Raw genomic sequence first — 17,868 nt, 5'->3', positions numbered from 1 at the left:
ATGATGAACCGCCGTATCGCTGCCGTGCTTGCCATGGCCGCCGCTTTCACTCCCGCCGCTTTCGCACCTGCCGCTGCATCCGCGCAGGCTGTGCTGACCTCGCCGGTCCCGACGTTTCATCTCGTGCAATTGTCGGTGAGCACGCCGGAGGTTGCGGCGGATGAATTCATGGCCAAGACCGAGGCGATCCGATCCTGCACCGACGCGATGAACCTCGGCGAGGAGCTGGGCGCCGAAGTCACCCGCAACCGCAATGTCAGGGCCAGCCAGATACCCGAAGCGCTGAGCGAGATCCTGGAAACGCTCCCGGCGGGCCATGCGAGTCCCGTGTTCAGCGACAACGGGACGGTTCTGCGCGTGTTGGTGCTTTGCGGCCGGACTTGAACTCGCGGCGCGGCGAGCCTTAGGTCTGCTTCCGGTAGGTCCGGGTCCGCTGCTGAATGTCTGCAAATGGGGTGGTTTTTTGCCAATGAATTAATGTTAGAGCTAAGAACCGGTATGTATTTGGCTTTCGAATAGGACGGCGGTGACATTGGTCCCTTTCCGGGTTTCGGTAATCGTGATTGCAATTGGACTGTCATCTTGCAGCCCATCGTCGGACGTAACTGCTGAACAAGGTTTGTCTCAAGTTTGGAATGATACCTTCGAGTGTTACGCCGATAGCAGCGTATTTCTAGACGTCACGGTCTTGGAAGATTCATACGATGTTATGGGTACAATTTATCAAGATGACGATAGTCTTGGTGAAGTTGTGCGGCAGAAAAGTGCTTACGATATATCGCAATATTATTTTCCAGCGCAGATTCTAGTTCGGTCTGATACCTCGATTTCATTTGAGCGCTTCCGCAAAGCTACGGAAGTTATTGAGTCTAATTATCCTTGTGAAAAGCCAAATTTGTGCTTCGCGGCATACGGTCTGGGTAATAACTTTGTACCACCGAGCCTTCCCAGGCGATCCCACATATGCCAAGTCGCTGAGACACCTCCGTAAGGCCGCCATAGTCTCCGGCTGCATCCAGCACCCGCGTAATGGCTACGCAATGTCAGCGACGGGGTCGTTAACAGACTGGCGGCTCTTGGTTGCTATCACTGAAAATCGCCTTCCACTGAATATGATTGTCAGCGCCTGTCACGCGCTTCGTGGTGATCCGCACAAAACCCGCTATCGCGCTTTACAAATCTTTCCGAACGCTCTCCACTCTTTCGCAAAGGAGCGCAGAGCGACATGACAGGCCCCCTCGACTTCACCGGCAAATGCGTCCTCGTCATCGGCGGGTCGAGCGGGATCGGCAATGGCATCGCGCAGGGGTTTCGCCAATGCGGTGCGCAGGTCACCGTCACCGGCACCCGCCCCGATGCGGGCGACTATCTCGAGGCCGAGGACAGCGATTTCAGCGGGCTGGCCTATCACCAGCTTAACGTCACCGACCGCGACGCCGCAGCCGCGCTGGCGGAACGGATCGGCGCGGTCGATGTGCTGGTCCAGTCGCAGGGCGCGGTGCGGTACAAACGCGCAGAATTCGCCCGTGAAGGGTGGGACGCGGTGGTCGATGTGAACCTCAATTCGGTGATGGATGCGGCCCGCGCTTTCCACCCCGGACTGGCCGAGCGCGGCGGTTCGATGATCGTTGTCTCCAGCGTGGCCGCGTTCAAATCGACGCTTGGCACGCCCGCCTATGCCGCGTCCAAAGCGGGCGCAGCCAGCCTGGTCAAATCGCTGGGCGAGGCGTGGGCGCGCGACAATATCCGCGTCAACGGCATCGCGCCGGGCCTGGTCCCGACCAAATTGACCGAGGTGACCACCGGCCATCCCGAACGGCTGGCGGGCGCGCTCGCCGCGATCCCGCTGCGGCGGATGGGGACACCCGAAGATATGGCCGGGGCAGCGCTGTTCCTCGCCTCACCGCTGGCAAGCTATGTCACCGGGCAAACCTTGGTGGTGGATGGCGGGCTGACGCTTTCGTAAGGGGGGGTGTGAGGGTTCCTTCCGTTCGTCCTTGCCGCGGCGCCTCCGGCCCCTTGCAATGACGACCTTTGTGCGGCTGCGCTTTCCTACACATGGCAATTCGTGCAGAAGTTGATCTTTAGGATCGCCGCACCCCAACGGCATTCTTGTTGTAAAAGTGTCAAGCAAGCTTTTTTCGGATTTATTGTTCTGTTTCAATGAATTAACGTCGAAAAACCCGCTTGACACCCGGTCCAATGTGTCAAGCAGGTTGGAAATATTCGCAAGGTTTCACTGGAGAATAGGCAATGAAATTCACCCGCCTCGGCAATTCCGGCCTTTCGGTGTCGCGCCTGTGCCTGGGCTGCATGTCTTACGGTGACAAGTCAAAGGGCTGGCACGGCGACTGGCTGCTGGGTGAGGAGGAGAGCCGGGCGTTTTTTCGGCAGGCGCTCGAATCCGGGATCAATTTCTTCGATACCGCCAATGGCTATGCGGGCGGCACTTCGGAAGAGATCACCGGCACATTGCTGCGCGAAATGGCGAGGCGGGATGAAATCGTGGTGGCGACCAAGGCGTTCATTCCGTGGCGAGGGGCCCCCAACACCGGCGGACTGTCGCGCAAGTCGCTGATGCAGGCGATTGACGACAGTCTGGCGCGGCTGGAGATGGATTATGTCGATCTGTTTCAGATCCATCGCTGGGACGATCACACTCCGATCGAGGAAACCATGGAGGCGCTGCACGACATCGTGAAGGCGGGCAAGGCGCGCTATATTGGCGCGTCGTCGATGTATGCGTGGCAATTCGCCCGCGCGCAGGAGACCGCGCGCGCCAATGGCTGGGTGCGGTTTGTCTCGATGCAAAATCAGTTGAACCTGCTCTACCGCGAGGAGGAGCGCGAAATGCTCCCGCTGTGCGCCGCCGAGGGGGTTGGGGTTATCCCGTGGAGCCCGCTGGCGCGCGGACGACTGGCGCGGCCGCTGGGTGAAGAGACTGTGCGCAGCCAGACCGATGGTGTGGGCAAGATGCTTTATCAGGGTGACGACGCCGACGACGCGGTGATCCGCGCGCTGGAACAGGTCGCGGCTGCGCATGACGTGCCCATGGCGAGCGCGGCGCTGGCGTGGCATTTCACCAAACCGGCGGTCACCGCGCCGATCATTGGCGCGACCCGGCCAGAGCATATTGCGGCGGCGGTGGCCGCGATCGACCTTGATTTGAGCGAAGCGGATGTGGCCGCGCTGGAGGCACCCTATCGCCCCAAATGGCCGACCGGCATGGGGATGCCAATGCCAGCGATGGATCAGGTTTCGGTCAAGAAATGATCCGCGATTGCCGAGATTTATTGAGGAAATGGCCCTTTGTGACATGCCAGTAGAGCGGGTCAGATTCTCGTCACGAACGCGTCACACGATTGCGCCAATCCTTGCCGCGAACACCGGGCGCGGGCCGGGTGAGCCATGCGGGGCGGTCATGGACGTTATCAATATTTTCCTGACCAATGAACTGGGCGAAAGCCTTGAAGATTTTGTCCATGATGGACGGCGGCTGACCTTTGACCGGCTGGGTGCCGATGGTCCCCGGAGACTGGTCGATGGGCCGATGTGGGCCTTTGTCGATTGGGTGATGGACGATCTGGCCGGGCTGGAAATGTGCCGCCGTTTGCGCGCCGATCCGCGCACGTCAGAGGCGCATGTGACCATGGTGCTGGAACAGGACGATGCCGAGGATCGCCGCCGGGCGCTGCGCGCAGGCGCGGATGATTATGTGGTCGGTCCGCTCAGCCGCACCGCGGTGCTCGACCGGGTGCTGGCGCTGCAATCGCGCCATGGTGATCGGCATGCGGTGCGGCGGGTGGAGATGGGCGATCTGTCGATTGACATGGCGGCTTTGCAGGCACGCTGGGATGGCGAGCCGATAATTCTGCGCCCCAACGAATTTCGCCTGCTGCGGTTCTTTGCGGAGAATCCCAACCGGGTGCTGAGCCGCGAGGATCTGATCAGCGGTCTGGGCAAGCGCGAGCCGCCGATTGACGAACGCACCGTCGATGTCTGGGTCGGGCGTCTGCGCCGCGCGATCAAGGCGGCAGGCGGCGGCAATCCGCTGCGCACGGTGCGCTCGCTGGGTTACGTGTTCGACTTGAGCTGAATTTTGCCTCCAAATTGCGCAGCGGCAAGACCCGCGGCGATCGAATCAAAAAGGCCGCCCCGGATGGAGCGGCCTTTCCGATTGATAATGTTCAGCTTTTCAGTGGATCAGAAATCGGCCGAGACACCAAAGGAGAACGATGTCCCCACCTGATAAGTGTTAAACTCCAGCCGGTTCACGCCGTTATCCTGAAATTCGAAATTGTCGCGGCCAAAGATGTTCCGCACTTCAAAGCTCAGCTCCATCGGAACCCCAAGCTTCAATTCAGTGCGGGCAACGATGTCCACGGTCAGGCCTGGGTCTTCGACAAAGTCAGGCTGAATACCCGAACGTTGTGTCACCCGTTCACTCGCATAGTTGAACAAGATCGTGAACTGCTGGACCTTTTCGGTGTCCTCAATGCCAACCGAGAGGTTGGCGATGTGGTCCGATTGACCCACCAGCGGATCGCCATCGTCAAAGATCAGGCTGGCCAGCTGGTTCGGGTTTGCAGGAGTAGGGGCGATGTCGCCCGCGCCTACAGAGATCGATGACTGGGTGTAGGTGTAGTTGGCAAGGAACAGCAATTGTTTGGTTTCAAAGAAGCTGCCGCCCAGATCGTAAAGGTCGATCCCGTAAACCACATCAAGTTCAGCACCATAAAGCTCGGCCGAAGGGGCGTTTGCAAAGCTGGTGAAGATCTGACCCGATGCGACGTTGAACGTGTTTTCGATGGGATTGTCGATTTCCTTGTAGAAACCGGCAAGGCTGATCCGGTCACGCCCGCCAAGGTAATATTCGGCGCGCACTTCCGCGTTGATCAGTTTGCTGTCCTGCAGCAGCGGGTTACCCTGGAACAGACGGTTCGATTCAGGATCGAAGAAGCGTTGTTCGATAAGCTCGCGGAACTGCGGGCGAGCGATTGTCCGCGAGGCCGCAGCGCGAAGCTGCAGATCCTCGATCGGCTCCCATGTCACGGTCGCGCCGGGCAGGAAGTAATCGTTTGCAATGTTCGTCGGCGTTGCACCGGCGACCGGGGTGTTAAAGATGGTCTGGTCAAGAGAGACCGTTTGGGTTGCATCTTCGTAACGGACACCGGCTTCGATTGTCAGAGTATCGGTGGGAAGCCAGCGCAGGATGCCATAACCCGCCTGCACCTCAAGCGCCGCATCGAACGCCGGGAACGGTGTTGCCTCGGTCAGCGTGACGTTAAACCCAGCGAGTGTGGCACCATTGATGATGTCACCCGGACGCCGCAAGCCGAGCGCAACCGCCGCGTTTTCATCGAGCGAAGCGAGATCGGGATTGCTGGTATCCGGCGAGATGAACGGACGGAACTCGCGGCTGACGGAATACCGGTCGGTGTCGGTGTAGGCATAACCAACGGTGGCTTCGAATGTATCGGTAATCTCATAACCAATATCGACACCGCCGTAATACAGCTCTTCCTGCAGATCGTCGAAGGACACCGTGGTGATGCCTGCGTCCGAAAGCTGGTTGAAATACGCTACGAACAGATCGCCAAACTGATTGCCCGGCAGGTTTGTGCGAGTGTAGCTGAATGTGGTGTTGAACGGCGCCTCGCGGTCTGTACGGGCATAACCTCCGCGCAGATCGACGCTCAGCCGGTCGAATTCAAGCTCGGCAACGATTTGCGAGTCGATCAGTTGACGTTCAAACCACGCGGTCTGCTGGTTCTGGAAATCGAACCCGGTTGCGCCTGGGAAAACGTCAAAACCCTCGGAGAGGCGTGCGGTTTTCAAAGTGTCGCGGATGTAGAGATTGGTCCAGCGCACAGTGTGCGGGCCAACGTCAAGTCCCACGCTGAACAACGCATTCACCAGCGAGGTTTCATCGGTGATGAAGGTTTCTTCTTGCTGGAAAACCTGGGTCAGATCGTTGCTGCCCTGCTGGCTGAGAACGCTGCGATTGCGAAGGCCGTTCTTCACCGAAGCGGTGGCAATCACGCCGAGATAGGTTTCCTCGCCCAGTTCGAACGATGCACCGCCGGTGATCGAACCGGAAAAGTTCGGCCGCTGCGAATTGTCGCGTTGCAGCGTTACTAGGTTGAGCGGGAAAAGTTGCCCGGCAATGCCCTCGGCGACGGCAACAGGCACTGTGCCGATGCGTTCACCGCTGTTGAAAAATGCCTGAAGGTTCGATGGAATATCGCGGTTACCATTGTCAAAGCCGAACGAATCAAGCTCCGATCCGAAATAGGTCAGACCGTTTTCGAATGTGGTTTCGCTGTCTCCGCTCGCGCTAAACTTGACCGACAGAAAGTCGTCAACTGGGACCGCTTTGGTGGTGAGGTTGATCACGCCGCCGCCGAATTCACCCGGATAGTTCGCGGAATAGGTCTTTTGCACCAGCGACGAAGCAATAACGCTGGTGGGGAAAATATCGAGCGGAACAACGCGGCTGAGCGGTTCGGGGCTCGGGAGCGGGAGGCCGTTGAGCAAAGCGAGCGAATAGCGATCACCCAGACCGCGAACGAACACGCGGCCATCGCCAACAAGCGAAAGACCGGTCACGCGGCCAAGTGCGCCGGCAATGTCGCTTTCTCCGGTGCGGGCAATATCGTCTTCGGTCAGAACATTGAGAACCTGCGACGAAGAGCGCTCCGGATTCCGGTTGCGCCGTCCGGTGACGATAATCCCGGAGCCGCCGGGTACGGAGATTTCTGGTTGATCGAAATCGTCTTGTTCTTCGACACCCTGCACATCTTCCGCGAGGTCATCTTCTCCGGTGCTGGGATCAGCAGTCGACTGAGCGTGAATGACCGTGGGAAAGGTGAGCGACGTGGTGAGAAGCAGCAGCCCTGCCAGGCGCTTGCCGGTCGACATAATGCTAGACCCCCTCATGATTAGGCCTTGGAAATACGTTCGGGCTTTTGGTGAGCCCGTTTACAAAGAACAGGGGAGGCGCACGCAAGATGCGGCGCCCCCCACAATTCGAAAGGCGCGATCAGCTGACCGGCAGCGAGGTGCAAGCACCAGCAGCGCTGCCAAAGTCGAGGATCGACGAGTTGCAGGTCCAGCCACCGAAATCATCGGCGATTGCGGTCTGGACGGCGCCAATGAAGGCCAGATTGGTGAAGAAAGTCGAACGAGCCGGATTGGCTGCAAACGGCGTAATGCCGTTCTCGAACGAACCATTCACAATACCGTTCGACAGCGTCAGCGTGGCGAGCACATTGTTGTTCGTGCCAGCATCGACAACCGCCTGAACCGCAGCATCGGTAACGCCCGAACCGCGAACCGGACGGGTTCCGCCGTCACAGACCACCGAGTCGAAACCGATGATCGCATCAAGAGTGATTTGTTCGTCAATACGGATGCAATTGTCATCCGCACTGTCGATGTCGATCACGACGTTGGTCAGGCTCAAGGCCGCGCCGCCGCGTGCGCGAACAGCCTGGCTCGAAGCCGACGAACGCTGAACGAAAGTGGCGTTGTTCACCTGGAACACAGTCTGCGGGATTGCATTGCCCGGAGTGGCCTGTTCACCGCCCGGCGAATCGAGCTCGATAATGCTGTCGCCAGTGTTGGCGCGCTGCACAACCACAACGGTTTCAACATTGGCTTGCGCACCGGTGTCCACGTCAAGCGAGTCGTCCGAAGCCCCGATAACCGCAAGGTTGCTGATGTTGACGCTGCCGCCGAAAAATTCGACGCCGTCATCCGAGCTGTTGAACGATTGCAGGTTGTTGATGACCGTGCCCGAGCCAATTCCGCCCGTTGTCAGCGACTGAAGTTCGTTGGCCTGCTGCAGCTCAAAACCCGAATAGCGGATCTGGTTGAACGTGAACGAACCGGACGAATCGGCCGAATTGGTCCCGCCAAAGGGAGTGGCAACCGTTGTGCCTTCGAGCTGCTGTTGGCAGGTCGGGTTGGCATTGGGGTTGGCAGTGGTGTTGAATGTGCCGTCCGAGCAATCCGAAACCGGCGCGCGGCCGAGCAGCACGACGCCGCCCCACTGCGCATCGCTGGAATCGCTGGAAAGACCAAGCACGTTGTCGCGGCTGGTCCAGATGATTGGATTGGTCGCTGTGCCGTTCGCAGAAATCGTGTTTCCGCGATTGACGATGAAGAACGATTCCGCCTGTGCGAACAGGATCACGCCCGGTTCGATCGATACGGTGACGTCCGTCCCGGTGCTGGCAAAACCCTGATCGGTGCCGACGTTGGTCCGGCCTGAAACTTGGTAGAGCAGGCCGTTGATGAACGGCAGATTGTCGTCAGCGTTGAACGTGGTCGGCAACTGACAGACGCGATAGGTACCGGTCGGGCCGGAGATCGTGCCAACATCGGCCAGACCGCCGGTCGAAGCAATCGTCGGACAACCAGCAGCCGGGGTTACCAGCGCCTGAGTCGGCGTGGGGGTCGGCGTCGGTGTCGGCGTCGGCGCCGGATTGTTAATGATAATGTCGCCGCTAGTGCCGGGCGAGACGATTTCGTCTGCTCCGCAACCAGCAAGAGCAATCATGCTGGCGCCAAGGACGAGAGTGCGTTGGATATTTTTCACAGCGAGCGGTCCCCTCAAAAACCGAGAATCAACAAAGCGCGTTGAGTGAGTGCGCAATTGGGGCGCTAGGGGTCGGATGTGACAGAATTTTTGCAGGGTTACAGTTTGCCCTACAAAGCTGTCATATGACCGAAGAAAGACAAATATGACATAACCAAACCGTACAAGCCGTGGCACATTGATCGTTTATGACAATTTTAAGTAACTGAAATATATCAAACCTGCGTTCCAAAATGACGTTTATATTACAATATGACATTTTGGTTGCATCCTGCCGCCACCTGCTCCACCTTGTTCATATTGAAAAGGAGGGCATGAGTATGACTCTGTCGATAATGACACCTGTTGGCCTGACTGCATTGTTCGCGGCAAGCGTGACCATGGCGCAAACTTCTGACCCATCTGCCGTGGTTTCGGCGGATGCGGGGCTGGCTGCCGAAACGCTTGCCGACGGCGAAAGCGTCCGCGCAATTGCGATGCTCAAGGCTGAACTTGCAGAATATCCTGGCGATCCGGCGCTGCTGATCAATCTTGGCATTGCCTATGCGCAAAGCGGCAGCATCGCCGAAGCGCGCAAGAGCTTTGAGGCCGCGCTCGAAGCGCGCGAAGTGGTTGAGCTCGAAACGGCGAATGGCAGTGCGACCGACTCGCGCCGTCTGGCACGACGAGCACTGGCCATGTTGTCACGCGGCGAATTCCGGCCTGCTGGCTCAGGCAACGATCAATTGACAATGAATCAGCGCTAACCCGCAATGGGGGCGGTTCGGGCTCGAAGGCCTGACCGCCCCATTTGACCCCTGAGGCAATCGCTGCTTCGCAGCAGTGATAGACCGCATATTTCTCGCCCGTAGATATGGCCTTGCCGCGCCATATTCCGCCGCGCCAAACCCAAAGCTGTCACCTGCTTGTCATTTACGATAGACAAGGGGGAGTTTCTGGAGGGCCCGGAATGATTCTCGCTCGTGCGAGCTTTTACTGCATTGCCGCCTCGCTGGCTTTGGCTGCGACAAATGCACAGGCGGATGTGATGGAATTGGACGCTAACGGCGCCCGCTGGGTTGCTGGCGGCGTTCCTGCGTCCAGCGGCGATTTGCCGGGCTCATCGGCAACCGACCCCGCTGCAACAGAGTCGGCGTGGACCGAATTGAGCGCTGTGATGGTGCCAGACCGGATCATCGGTAATGCAGCTGCACACGCGGCTGGCATTCCTCCGCGCTACACCGCGAAAATCCATGAATTGTCGCAGCGTTTTGACCTTAGCCCAAGTCTGCTCGAAGCGCTGGTCTGGCAGGAAAGCCGCTGGCGCGAAAATGCCGTAAGCCACGCGGGTGCGCGCGGGCTTGCGCAGTTGATGCCGGGCACGGCTCGTTATTTGGGCGTCGATCCCGATGATCCAATGCAGAATCTGGAGGGCGGGGCGCGCTATCTGCGCGAACAGCTCGACCGTTTCGATGGCGATCTGGAAAAAGCTCTCGCCGCTTACAACGCCGGACCGGGGCGAGTTATTCGCGCTGGCGGCATTCCCAATATCCGCGAAACCCGGCAATATGTGGCCGCAATCATGGGGCGGCTTGCAAGCCATTCGCGCCCGGGCGCGCCGTAATGCTCTGCGCGATGAATAAAGTTCAAAGGACAATGGAACCGACAATGACTTCGCTTTTTCGTAATCTGGCCGCCAATCCGGTCACTGTTGCTGCCAGATTTGCGGCGCTGCTCGCCGTCTTTCTGATGCCCGCTACGGCGTATGCGCAGAACCAACCGCAAGGGTCCGGGCCAATCACCAATGCGGTGGTGTGGATGCAAAGCATTCTGCTGGGCCCGATAGCGACAAGCCTCGCTGTGATGGCGGTCGCCGCAGTTGGCTTCATGATGCTGACCGGGCGGATGAACTGGCGGTTTGGCGCGACGGTTATCATCGGCGTGTTTATCATTTTCGGCGCTCCTGTGATCGTCGCCGGTATCGCCGGCACGGCGTAGGCCACTGGGCAGGGAAAAATAAATGAACGATCTCATCCGCCATCCTGTCCACCGCGCATTGACGCGGCCACAGATGTTCATGGGCGTGACGATGAACTTTTTCGTCATCAACATGATGGTGACGACGATCGCGTTCCTGCTGGTAAAATCATACTGGATCGTACCCGTGCCGATTGTCATGCATGTAATTGGCTATTTTGTGTCTCTGCGCGAGCCGCGTATCTTTGACCTTTGGATTACCAAAGTATCGAAATGCCCGCGCGTCCCCAATTTCAAGCGCTGGGGCTGCAACAGCTACGCGCCGTAAGTGAACAAACAGGCCTCTTAAGGAGGGCCGGATATGGTGAAATGGATCGGACCTGCTGCGTGGAGCGCGAAGGAAGCGCGCGTCGGCGACCGTTTGCCTTATGCGCGGGTGGTCGACGAAAACACCGTGCTGTTGCGCGATGGGTCGGTGATGAGCGCCATACAGGTGCCGGGCCTGCTGTTTGAAACCGAGGATTCCGACGCGCTTAATGCCCACACTGCCACTCGCGAGGTGGTGCTGCGATCGACGCTAGATGCGCGGTTTGTACTGTATCATCACGTTATCCGCCGCCGGGTCGAGGTGGAACTTGACGCCGAATTTCCCGATCCGCTTTCGCGCCATATCGATACCCGGTGGAAAGAACGGCTGGCTGGCGGTTCGCTGTTTATCAACGACCAGTTCGTCACCCTGATCCGCCGTCCTGCGCGCGGCAAGACGGGCCTACCTGAACGGTTGAGCAAATTCTTTTCACGCCAAGGCAGCGACGAGCTCGAAGCCGACCCCAAGGATATTCGCAGCCTCAAAGCCGCGATCAGCGGACTTGTGGCCTCGCTGTCGGCTTACGGCGCAGCGGTGCTGGGTGATTACCGCGCACCGGGAAGCAACGACGGCACCAATTCCGAAATTCTGGAGCTGCTCTCGGCGCTGTACAATGGCGAAATGCGGCCCGTGCGGCGGCCCGCTCCGGATACTGATATCGGCCATATGTTGCCCTATCGCCGCGCCAGTTTCGGGTTGGATGCGATGGAATTGCGGGGCAGCGGTAACCCCGACTTTTCTGCCATTCTGGGCCTTAAGGATTATCCAGAAGCGACCTCGCCAGGCCTGCTCGATGGCTTGCTGAGGTTGCCGTATGAGATGATCGTGACCGAAAGCTATGCGCCCAATGAGCGCACGACGGCGCGCGAACGGATCGATCTGGCGCTGCGCCGCTCGCGCTCTGTCGATGAAGAGGCTGCCGCCGAACGCAGCGACATGATGGCTGCGCGTGATGCGCTGGGCAATGGCGGCGTCGGGTTTGGCGATCATCATCTCACCGTGCTGGTGCGCGAACGCTCGCTCGACCGGCTCGATGAGGCAACTGCCGCCTGCACCGCTGCCCTGGCTGATACTGGCGCGATTGCAGTGCGCGAAGATACCAATCTTGAACCGTCATTCTGGGGTCAATTCCCCGGAAACGAGGATTACATCGTACGCCGCGCGCTGATTTCCTCGGCCAATATGGCGAGCTTTGGCAGCTTTCATGGCTTTGCGCTTGGGCAGGCCAGTGGAAACCATTGGGGCGATGCGGTGACTTTGCTGGAAACGACCAGCGCAACCCCGTTCTTCTTTAATTTTCACCACGGCGATCTTGGCAATTTTTCGGTCATCGGGCCGTCGGGTTCGGGCAAGACGGTGGTGATGAATTTCCTTGCCGCGCAGGCGCAGAAATTCAAGCCGCGCACAATATTGTTCGACAAGGATCGCGGGGCGGAGCTGTTCATTCGCGGCATCGGCGGACGTTATGACCGGATCAATCCGGGTGAACCGACCGGCTTCAACCCACTCGCGCTGCCCGACACCCCCAGCAACAAGGCGTTCTTGCGCGATTGGTTGGGCGTGCTGCTGAAAGCGGACGGGCCAGAGGAATATGCAACGATCAGCGCGGCTGTTGATGCAACCTACGCCAATGATCCCAGTTTGCGGCGCCTTCGTCATTTCAAGGAATTGCTGGCAGGCGCGCGGCGTCCTGAACCGGGCGATCTGGCCGACCGGCTGGGCGCGTGGATCGGCAATCCGGGCGGAGACGGCGGCGAACATGCATGGCTGTTCGACAATGAACGCGACGCGCTTGATCTGGAAAGTCGGGTGCTGGGCTTCGACATGACGCAGCTGCTGGAAAACCCGCGCCTGCGCACGCCGACGATGATGTATCTGTTCCACCGCATCGACGAACGCCTCGACGGTGAGCCGACCATGATTTTGATCGACGAAGGGTGGAAGGCGCTGGATGATGAGGTGTTCGCTGCGCGCATCCGCGATTGGCTCAAGACCCTGAGAAAACGCAATGCGCTGGTCGGATTTGCCACCCAGTCGGCGCGCGATGCTCTGGAGAGTCGCATTTCGACTGCACTGGTCGAACAAACCGCCACTATGGTGTTCATGCCCAACAGCCGCGCCCGGCCCGAAGATTATTGCGATGGCTTTGGCCTGACGCCGCACGAATTGGCGTTGATCCGCACTCTGCCCGCGCATTCGCGCTGTTTTCTGGTGCGTCAACCCGATGCGAGCGTTGTCGTCAGGCTCGATCTGTCCGGTGCGCCCGAAGTGCTTACGATCCTTTCCGGGCGTGAGGCGTCGGTGCGGCGGCTTGACTTGCTGCGCGAAGCGGTGGGCGATGATCCCAGCGCCTGGTATCCCGCGCTCACCAATCGCGCGTGGCCCGATGGTGCGAGCGAAGTTGACGAGGACGGCATTCCCGTCTGGCAGGCGGCCGAATGACGACGAGCTGCGATCTTGCCTCCCAGGACATGGGAACGGGCGTTGCCGCTGCGCTGACAGCGGTGGATTGTATCGCCAGCCAGGTGAGCGAGCAGGCGTTTAACCGGCTGTTTGGCGAAGAGGGTCAACTCGCCATCGTCCTGACCGTGCTGCTAACAATGTATGTCGCGTTTTTCGGCATCAGCCTGATGATTGGCCGGTCCAATCTGTCGGTCCGCACATTGATCCCCAAGATGATGACCGTTGGGCTGGTGCTTACTTTTGTGACCAGTTTCGTCGCTTATCAGAGTTTCTTCTACAACATTTTCGTGCTGGGTCCGGATTGGCTCGCCGGGGTGTTGACCGATAGTGACGGTGAAGCGACGGCGACTTTTGCGACCAAGCTCGATATTGTGTTCCTTGCGGTTCAGCAGGCGAGCACGGGGCAGGAGAATATCAGCCTGTTTTCGCCGCCGGGCATGATGTGGGCGGGCGCAATGCTGTTGTTGCTGGGCACCGTTGGCCTGCTGGTCACGGCGCGGATTGGCCTTGCGCTGTTGCTCGCGATCGGGCCGATTTTCGTGGTTCTGGCGTTGTTCAATGGCACGCGCGGGCTATTTGTCGGCTGGCTCAAGGGCTTGGTAATGTTGGCGATCGCTCCCCTGTTTGCGGTCGTGGGCGGATCAATCATGCTCGAGATGGCGGTGCCCATCCTCGCCGCGCTGGTCGCGGTTCCAGGCCAGATAGATCAGCAAGCGGCGATGGCGTTTTTCGTTGTCGGCTTTGTCCATGTCCTGCTCATGCTGATGGTGCTCAAGGTCGCCACCAGCATGGTTGGCGGCTGGACGGTGTTCGGCCTAGCAGCCCCTAATATCAGCGATGATCGCGGGATAGATACCGCCCGTATGCCGCCTGCTTCCGTCCCTGCAGCCATGCCAGATCGCGCTTCGCAGATCGCTCCGGCTGCATCGGCGGCGGCGGTTCAGCGGCGCATCGACGTGCAAGTTCCTGCGGCGATGGCAGCCAATGACACTGGCCCTGTTGGCAACACGGGCGGCGGAAGGGAAACGCGGATCTACACCGCAACAACGGGCGGCGGCGCAGCGGCATCTGTCGGACCTGCCGCGTCACGCACACGCGGGATCGGCAATCGGTTTCGTTCAGCCGGTTCAAGCAGCGCCGCGCAAAGCGCCCGTAACAGCGCCCCCAAACCGGAGACACGATAATGTTTAGTGCCGGTCAGCTTCGGCTTTCCTTATTATGTTCGATGGCCTGCATTGCGCTAGCAATCGCAGCGCCCTTTGCCATGCCCGTCTCCGCCCAAGAATCGGCTGAGCCTGCCGAGGAATCGCGGGCAAATGATCCCCGACTGGTCACGCTGACATTCGATGAAAGCCGGGTCGTCACCATTAATGGCAAGGTTCGGGTGCAAACCACGATCAAATTCGCACCTGACGAATCGATTCAGAACGTCGCCGTGGGTGACAGCAACGCTTGGCAAATTCAGCCCAATCAGGCGCAAACGATCCTGTTCGTGAAACCGCTGGAGCCCAGCGCGCGCACCAATATGACTGTGGTGACGAGCCGCCGTACCTATCTGTTCGACCTTGTCGCCTCCCCGCGCAATTCGCCGCTTTACGTGCTGCAATTCCGCTATCCGGAGCTGGAGGCCGCCCAGGCCGAAGCCGCACTCGCCGCCGCTGAGGCCGCCGAACAGGAACAGGCCAATCCGGTTGAGCTTGCGGCTGCCAACGATCCCTATGCGGTCAGCGACCCTGCCGCGCTCAATTTCAGCTGGGCAGGCGCGGGCGAAGCCGGTCTGCTGCCTGCGCGCGCCTATGATGACGGCGATGCGCTGTTCCTGACCTGGCCTGCAGGGACGGCGATCCCGGCGATCCTTGTGACGAATTCTGATGGTGTCGAAGGGCCGGTGAATTTCACCGTTCGCGGCGACACCGTGGTGCTGGACGGGGTTCCGGCGCAAATTATCCTGCGCTCCGGCCGCGATACTGCTACATTGACCAACACCGATGCCCCGCGACCGCGCAGTGCAGGCGGACCGCGCCCCGGCAATGAGGGCGGCCCGCTCGGATCATGATTGTCTTGTTTGAAACTTTCGCTTTGGAGATGAAATAATGCGTCTTGCCATGCGTCTTCCGCCCAAGAAGGGCGACAACGGAAACGAGAATATCGGTGACCCGCGTGAGGGCGAATCCGCTGAGGTCATCGACCTGGCGAGCCGCAGCGGGTTTTCCTCTGTGGTTGAGCGAAAGTCCAAGACCGAAGGGCTAGGCCTTGCCGCCGGTGTGGCAATCGTGGGTCTGCTTGGGGCGACGACGTTCTGGGCGATGAATGCAGCGCAGGTGCCCGAACCCGAAACAGTCGGCGGTCAGGCGGCGCCCGCGCAAGTCGCCGCTGCTCCGGCAGCGGTCCCGTCACCGCAGCCCGCGGTCGCTCCGGTGACGCCGCGCCCCGATCCTGCCCCGGCTCCGATCCTTGCCAACCCTCCTGGTATCGACCCCGCACTGTCAACCAATCCCTATGCCAGCCCGCAATTGATTTTTGACGCTAGCCGTGCGGTGCAAGCCGCGCGGGCGGGCGAAATCGCGCCGGGCAATGGTCCGGCAAGCGGCGCTGCGACGGGCGATTCAGGTGCGGGCGGCGCAGCGGCTGCCTTTGCCAGCCGGCTCGGCGGCGTTGGCGGTGCTCCGGCTCAGGCGCGCGCGATGGTCAATCCGGCCACCACCGTGACCGAAGGCACAATGATTCCGGCGGTCCTTGAAACCGCGATCAACACCGATGTGCCGGGCTATGTCCGCGCCGTGGTAAGCCAGGACGTGCGCAGCTTTGACGGCTCGCGTGTGCTGGTCCCGCGCTCGTCTCGGTTGATCGGTCAGTATCAATCGGGCGTGCAGCAAGGTCAGAAACGCGCCTATGTGATCTGGACGCGGCTCATCCGGCCCGATGGCGCTTCGGTCAATATTGCATCCCCTGCAGTTGGTTTCGACGGCACCACCGGACTTGAAGGCGATGTCAACAATCACTTCTTCCGCCGGTTTGGATCGTCGATGCTGTTGTCAGTGATTGGCGGGCTTGGCGCGATTGCATCAGGCGGCACCTCTGTCATTCTTGGCGGAGCAGGGCAGAGCGCTGCCAGCATCGCGGCGCAGCAAGACGGCCAGATCGGGCCAACCATCCGCGTGCGCATGGGCGAACCGATCCGCGTCTTTACCGCGCGCGATCTCGATTTCAGCACCGTCAGCGAGTGACGCGATAGCGACATGACTGATGGCCGCTGATATTCATCCTTTCTCCCCCGGTTCCGGCCGGGCTGGCTCACCTACAGCGAGCGCGACTGGCGGCGGCGAGGGTTCCGATCCTGCGGTGGGCGCCCCCGTTGCTATCGTCGGAGAGCGTAGCGTCTATCTCGATGCCTATCTCGCCCCGTTCAAACGCTGGCTGGACCGTGATACTGTGACCGAGATCATGGTTAACGGCCCCGGCGAAGTGTGGGTTGAGGACGCCTCTGACCCCGGCATCAAGAAAATCATCACGCCCGAAATCGATGACCGTCTGGTTCAGCGTCTGGCTGAACAGGTTGCGCGGGTCAGCCATCAGGGGATCAACCGCGAACACCCGCTGCTTGGCGCAACGCTGCCTGACGGCGCGCGCATTCAGTTTTGCGGCCCGCCCGCCAGCCGCAAGCATTGGATCATGGCGATCCGCCGCCACCGCCGACTCGACCTGCCGCTCGATGCCTATGACACCGGCCCACTTACAGGTGAGGCGGTGATCGAATTGCCCGATCCGCAATTTCAACCGATCGAATATCTGCGCGAGGCGATCCGGCACCGCCGTACGATCCTGATTTCAGGGGGCACCAGCACCGGCAAGACGACGTTCCTCAACGCCATGCTGGGCGAAATTCCACAGCATGAGCGCGTGGTGCTGGTCGAAGACACGCCCGAGCTTAAATTTCCGGGAGAGAACTCGGTCGGTTTGGTCGCGGTGAAGGGTGAACTGGGAGAGGCCAAGGTCACACCCAACGAATTGCTTCAGGCAGCACTGCGGCTGCGCCCCGACCGGATCGTGCTGGGCGAATTGCGCGGCGCGGAAAGCGTATCGTTTCTGCGCGCGATCAACACGGGCCATCCGGGTAGTTTTTCGACGATCCACGCCAATTCGCTGCGCGGGGCGCTCGAACAATTGTCGCTGATGGTGATGCAAACCGGCATCGGCCTAACTCGGTCGGATACTATCGCCTATGCCGCCAGCGTGATCGATGTGCTGGTGCAACTGGGCCGCGACGCCAATGGAAAGCGCGGGATAACGGCAATCGCGGACAGCCGCTCACTGTTATAGCGGGACATTCGCGCGGCACCGTTGCCCGCTAGGCTGCGCCCGCGATTGACAATCTTGTGACAAGCACCCTTTGGTGATTTACACGGTTTGCGGCTGCGAACATGGCGCACCGAAGGGACTTGGGCGCATTTCCCTTCGGGCCAATTTTCGCAATGTAAGC

Annotated in this window: 15 protein-coding genes; 13 read left to right on the top strand and 2 right to left on the bottom strand. The window is 59.9% G+C overall.

The genetic code is table 11. The annotated features are described in order from the left end of the window. The 4 genes from ACM64M_RS07875 to ACM64M_RS07860 all read left to right on the top strand — a co-directional run bounded on the left by ACM64M_RS07875 (position 1) and on the right by ACM64M_RS07860 (position 4,096). A complete protein-coding gene (locus ACM64M_RS07875) occupies positions 1-384 on the top strand; it encodes a hypothetical protein (RefSeq protein WP_416228129.1) in 384 nt (127 codons plus the stop codon). Between the two features lie 841 nt (positions 385-1,225). After that, the gene (locus ACM64M_RS07870; protein WP_416228128.1) at positions 1,226-1,966 is read left to right on the top strand and encodes an SDR family NAD(P)-dependent oxidoreductase; all 741 of its coding nucleotides are present in this window, start codon (positions 1,226-1,228) and stop codon (positions 1,964-1,966) included. A 287-nt stretch (positions 1,967-2,253) separates the two neighbouring features. Then, positions 2,254-3,273 (top strand): aldo/keto reductase, encoded by a 1,020-nt coding sequence (locus ACM64M_RS07865; RefSeq protein WP_416228127.1) that lies wholly within the window; start codon positions 2,254-2,256, stop codon positions 3,271-3,273. A 148-nt stretch (positions 3,274-3,421) separates the two neighbouring features. Continuing rightward, complete coding sequence (locus ACM64M_RS07860; protein WP_416228234.1) at positions 3,422-4,096, top strand: response regulator transcription factor; 675 nt, start codon at positions 3,422-3,424, stop codon at positions 4,094-4,096. Positions 4,097-4,203: 107 nt separating this feature from the next. On the opposite strand, the gene ACM64M_RS07855 is transcribed toward ACM64M_RS07860, so the two are convergent. Both ACM64M_RS07855 and ACM64M_RS07850 read right to left on the bottom strand, forming a co-directional pair. Then, the gene (locus tag ACM64M_RS07855; protein ID WP_416228126.1) at positions 4,204-6,921 is read right to left on the bottom strand and encodes a TonB-dependent receptor domain-containing protein; all 2,718 of its coding nucleotides are present in this window, start codon (positions 6,919-6,921) and stop codon (positions 4,204-4,206) included. Positions 6,922-7,042: 121 nt separating this feature from the next. Beyond that, positions 7,043-8,602: a hypothetical protein gene (locus ACM64M_RS07850; protein ID WP_416228125.1), complete on the bottom strand. Its 1,560-nt coding sequence runs from the start codon at positions 8,600-8,602 to the stop codon at positions 7,043-7,045. Between the two features lie 335 nt (positions 8,603-8,937). Between ACM64M_RS07850 and ACM64M_RS07845 the strand changes: the two genes are divergently transcribed. From ACM64M_RS07845 to virB11, 9 genes are all read left to right on the top strand, one after another. After that, positions 8,938-9,348: a tetratricopeptide repeat protein gene (locus ACM64M_RS07845; protein WP_416228124.1), complete on the top strand. Its 411-nt coding sequence runs from the start codon at positions 8,938-8,940 to the stop codon at positions 9,346-9,348. 203 nt (positions 9,349-9,551) lie between these two features. Then, a complete protein-coding gene (locus tag ACM64M_RS07840) occupies positions 9,552-10,205 on the top strand; it encodes a lytic transglycosylase domain-containing protein (RefSeq protein WP_416228123.1) in 654 nt (217 codons plus the stop codon). A gap of 44 nt (positions 10,206-10,249) precedes the next feature. Further along, entirely contained in the window at positions 10,250-10,579 is a 330-nt protein-coding gene (locus ACM64M_RS07835; protein WP_416228122.1) for a TrbC/VirB2 family protein, read from the top strand. A 22-nt stretch (positions 10,580-10,601) separates the two neighbouring features. Beyond that, positions 10,602-10,886 carry a type IV secretion system protein VirB3 gene (locus ACM64M_RS07830; protein WP_416228121.1) on the top strand — a complete coding sequence of 95 codons (285 nt, stop codon included), beginning with the start codon at positions 10,602-10,604 and terminating at the stop codon, positions 10,884-10,886. Positions 10,887-10,919: 33 nt separating this feature from the next. Further along, positions 10,920-13,367, top strand: a complete 2,448-nt coding sequence (locus ACM64M_RS07825) for a VirB4 family type IV secretion/conjugal transfer ATPase (protein ID WP_416228120.1) — start codon at positions 10,920-10,922, stop codon at positions 13,365-13,367. Beyond that, positions 13,364-14,572 (top strand): type IV secretion system protein, encoded by a 1,209-nt coding sequence (locus ACM64M_RS07820; protein ID WP_416228119.1) that lies wholly within the window; start codon positions 13,364-13,366, stop codon positions 14,570-14,572. Before ACM64M_RS07825 ends, ACM64M_RS07820 begins: the two co-directional genes overlap by 4 nt. A gap of 80 nt (positions 14,573-14,652) precedes the next feature. Further along, positions 14,653-15,444 (top strand): TrbG/VirB9 family P-type conjugative transfer protein, encoded by a 792-nt coding sequence (locus ACM64M_RS07815; RefSeq protein WP_416228118.1) that lies wholly within the window; start codon positions 14,653-14,655, stop codon positions 15,442-15,444. A gap of 49 nt (positions 15,445-15,493) precedes the next feature. Continuing rightward, the gene (locus ACM64M_RS07810) at positions 15,494-16,615 is read left to right on the top strand and encodes a TrbI/VirB10 family protein (RefSeq protein ID WP_416228117.1); all 1,122 of its coding nucleotides are present in this window, start codon (positions 15,494-15,496) and stop codon (positions 16,613-16,615) included. Positions 16,616-16,634: 19 nt separating this feature from the next. Then, the gene (virB11, locus tag ACM64M_RS07805) at positions 16,635-17,708 is read left to right on the top strand and encodes a P-type DNA transfer ATPase VirB11 (RefSeq protein WP_416228116.1); all 1,074 of its coding nucleotides are present in this window, start codon (positions 16,635-16,637) and stop codon (positions 17,706-17,708) included. Positions 17,709-17,868: the final 160 nt, after the last annotated feature.

The organism is Qipengyuania sp. ASV99 (assembly GCF_047872805.1).
Lineage (GTDB): Bacteria > Pseudomonadota > Alphaproteobacteria > Sphingomonadales > Sphingomonadaceae > Erythrobacter.
This window is presented reverse-complemented; position numbering and strand designations above follow the sequence as displayed.

What these genes read in the sequence shown, in the direction of transcription:
- ACM64M_RS07810 (WP_416228117.1), top strand. Translation starts at nt 15,494, where the DNA reads ATGCGTCTTCCGCCCAAGAAGGGCGACAACGGAAACGAGAATATCGGT.
- ACM64M_RS07865 (WP_416228127.1), top strand. Translation starts at nt 2,254, where the DNA reads ATGAAATTCACCCGCCTCGGCAATTCCGGCCTTTCGGTGTCGCGCCTG.
- ACM64M_RS07845 (WP_416228124.1), top strand. Translation starts at nt 8,938, where the DNA reads ATGACACCTGTTGGCCTGACTGCATTGTTCGCGGCAAGCGTGACCATG.
- ACM64M_RS07825 (WP_416228120.1), top strand. Translation starts at nt 10,920, where the DNA reads ATGGTGAAATGGATCGGACCTGCTGCGTGGAGCGCGAAGGAAGCGCGC.
- ACM64M_RS07860 (WP_416228234.1), top strand. Translation starts at nt 3,422, where the DNA reads ATGGACGTTATCAATATTTTCCTGACCAATGAACTGGGCGAAAGCCTT.
- ACM64M_RS07835 (WP_416228122.1), top strand. Translation starts at nt 10,250, where the DNA reads ATGACTTCGCTTTTTCGTAATCTGGCCGCCAATCCGGTCACTGTTGCT.
- ACM64M_RS07820 (WP_416228119.1), top strand. Translation starts at nt 13,364, where the DNA reads ATGACGACGAGCTGCGATCTTGCCTCCCAGGACATGGGAACGGGCGTT.
- ACM64M_RS07870 (WP_416228128.1), top strand. Translation starts at nt 1,226, where the DNA reads ATGACAGGCCCCCTCGACTTCACCGGCAAATGCGTCCTCGTCATCGGC.
- virB11 (WP_416228116.1), top strand. Translation starts at nt 16,635, where the DNA reads ATGGCCGCTGATATTCATCCTTTCTCCCCCGGTTCCGGCCGGGCTGGC.
- ACM64M_RS07840 (WP_416228123.1), top strand. Translation starts at nt 9,552, where the DNA reads ATGATTCTCGCTCGTGCGAGCTTTTACTGCATTGCCGCCTCGCTGGCT.
- ACM64M_RS07875 (WP_416228129.1), top strand. Translation starts at nt 1, where the DNA reads ATGATGAACCGCCGTATCGCTGCCGTGCTTGCCATGGCCGCCGCTTTC.
- ACM64M_RS07855 (WP_416228126.1), bottom strand. Translation starts at nt 6,921, where the DNA reads ATGTCGACCGGCAAGCGCCTGGCAGGGCTGCTGCTTCTCACCACGTCG.
- ACM64M_RS07815 (WP_416228118.1), top strand. Translation starts at nt 14,653, where the DNA reads ATGCCCGTCTCCGCCCAAGAATCGGCTGAGCCTGCCGAGGAATCGCGG.
- ACM64M_RS07830 (WP_416228121.1), top strand. Translation starts at nt 10,602, where the DNA reads ATGAACGATCTCATCCGCCATCCTGTCCACCGCGCATTGACGCGGCCA.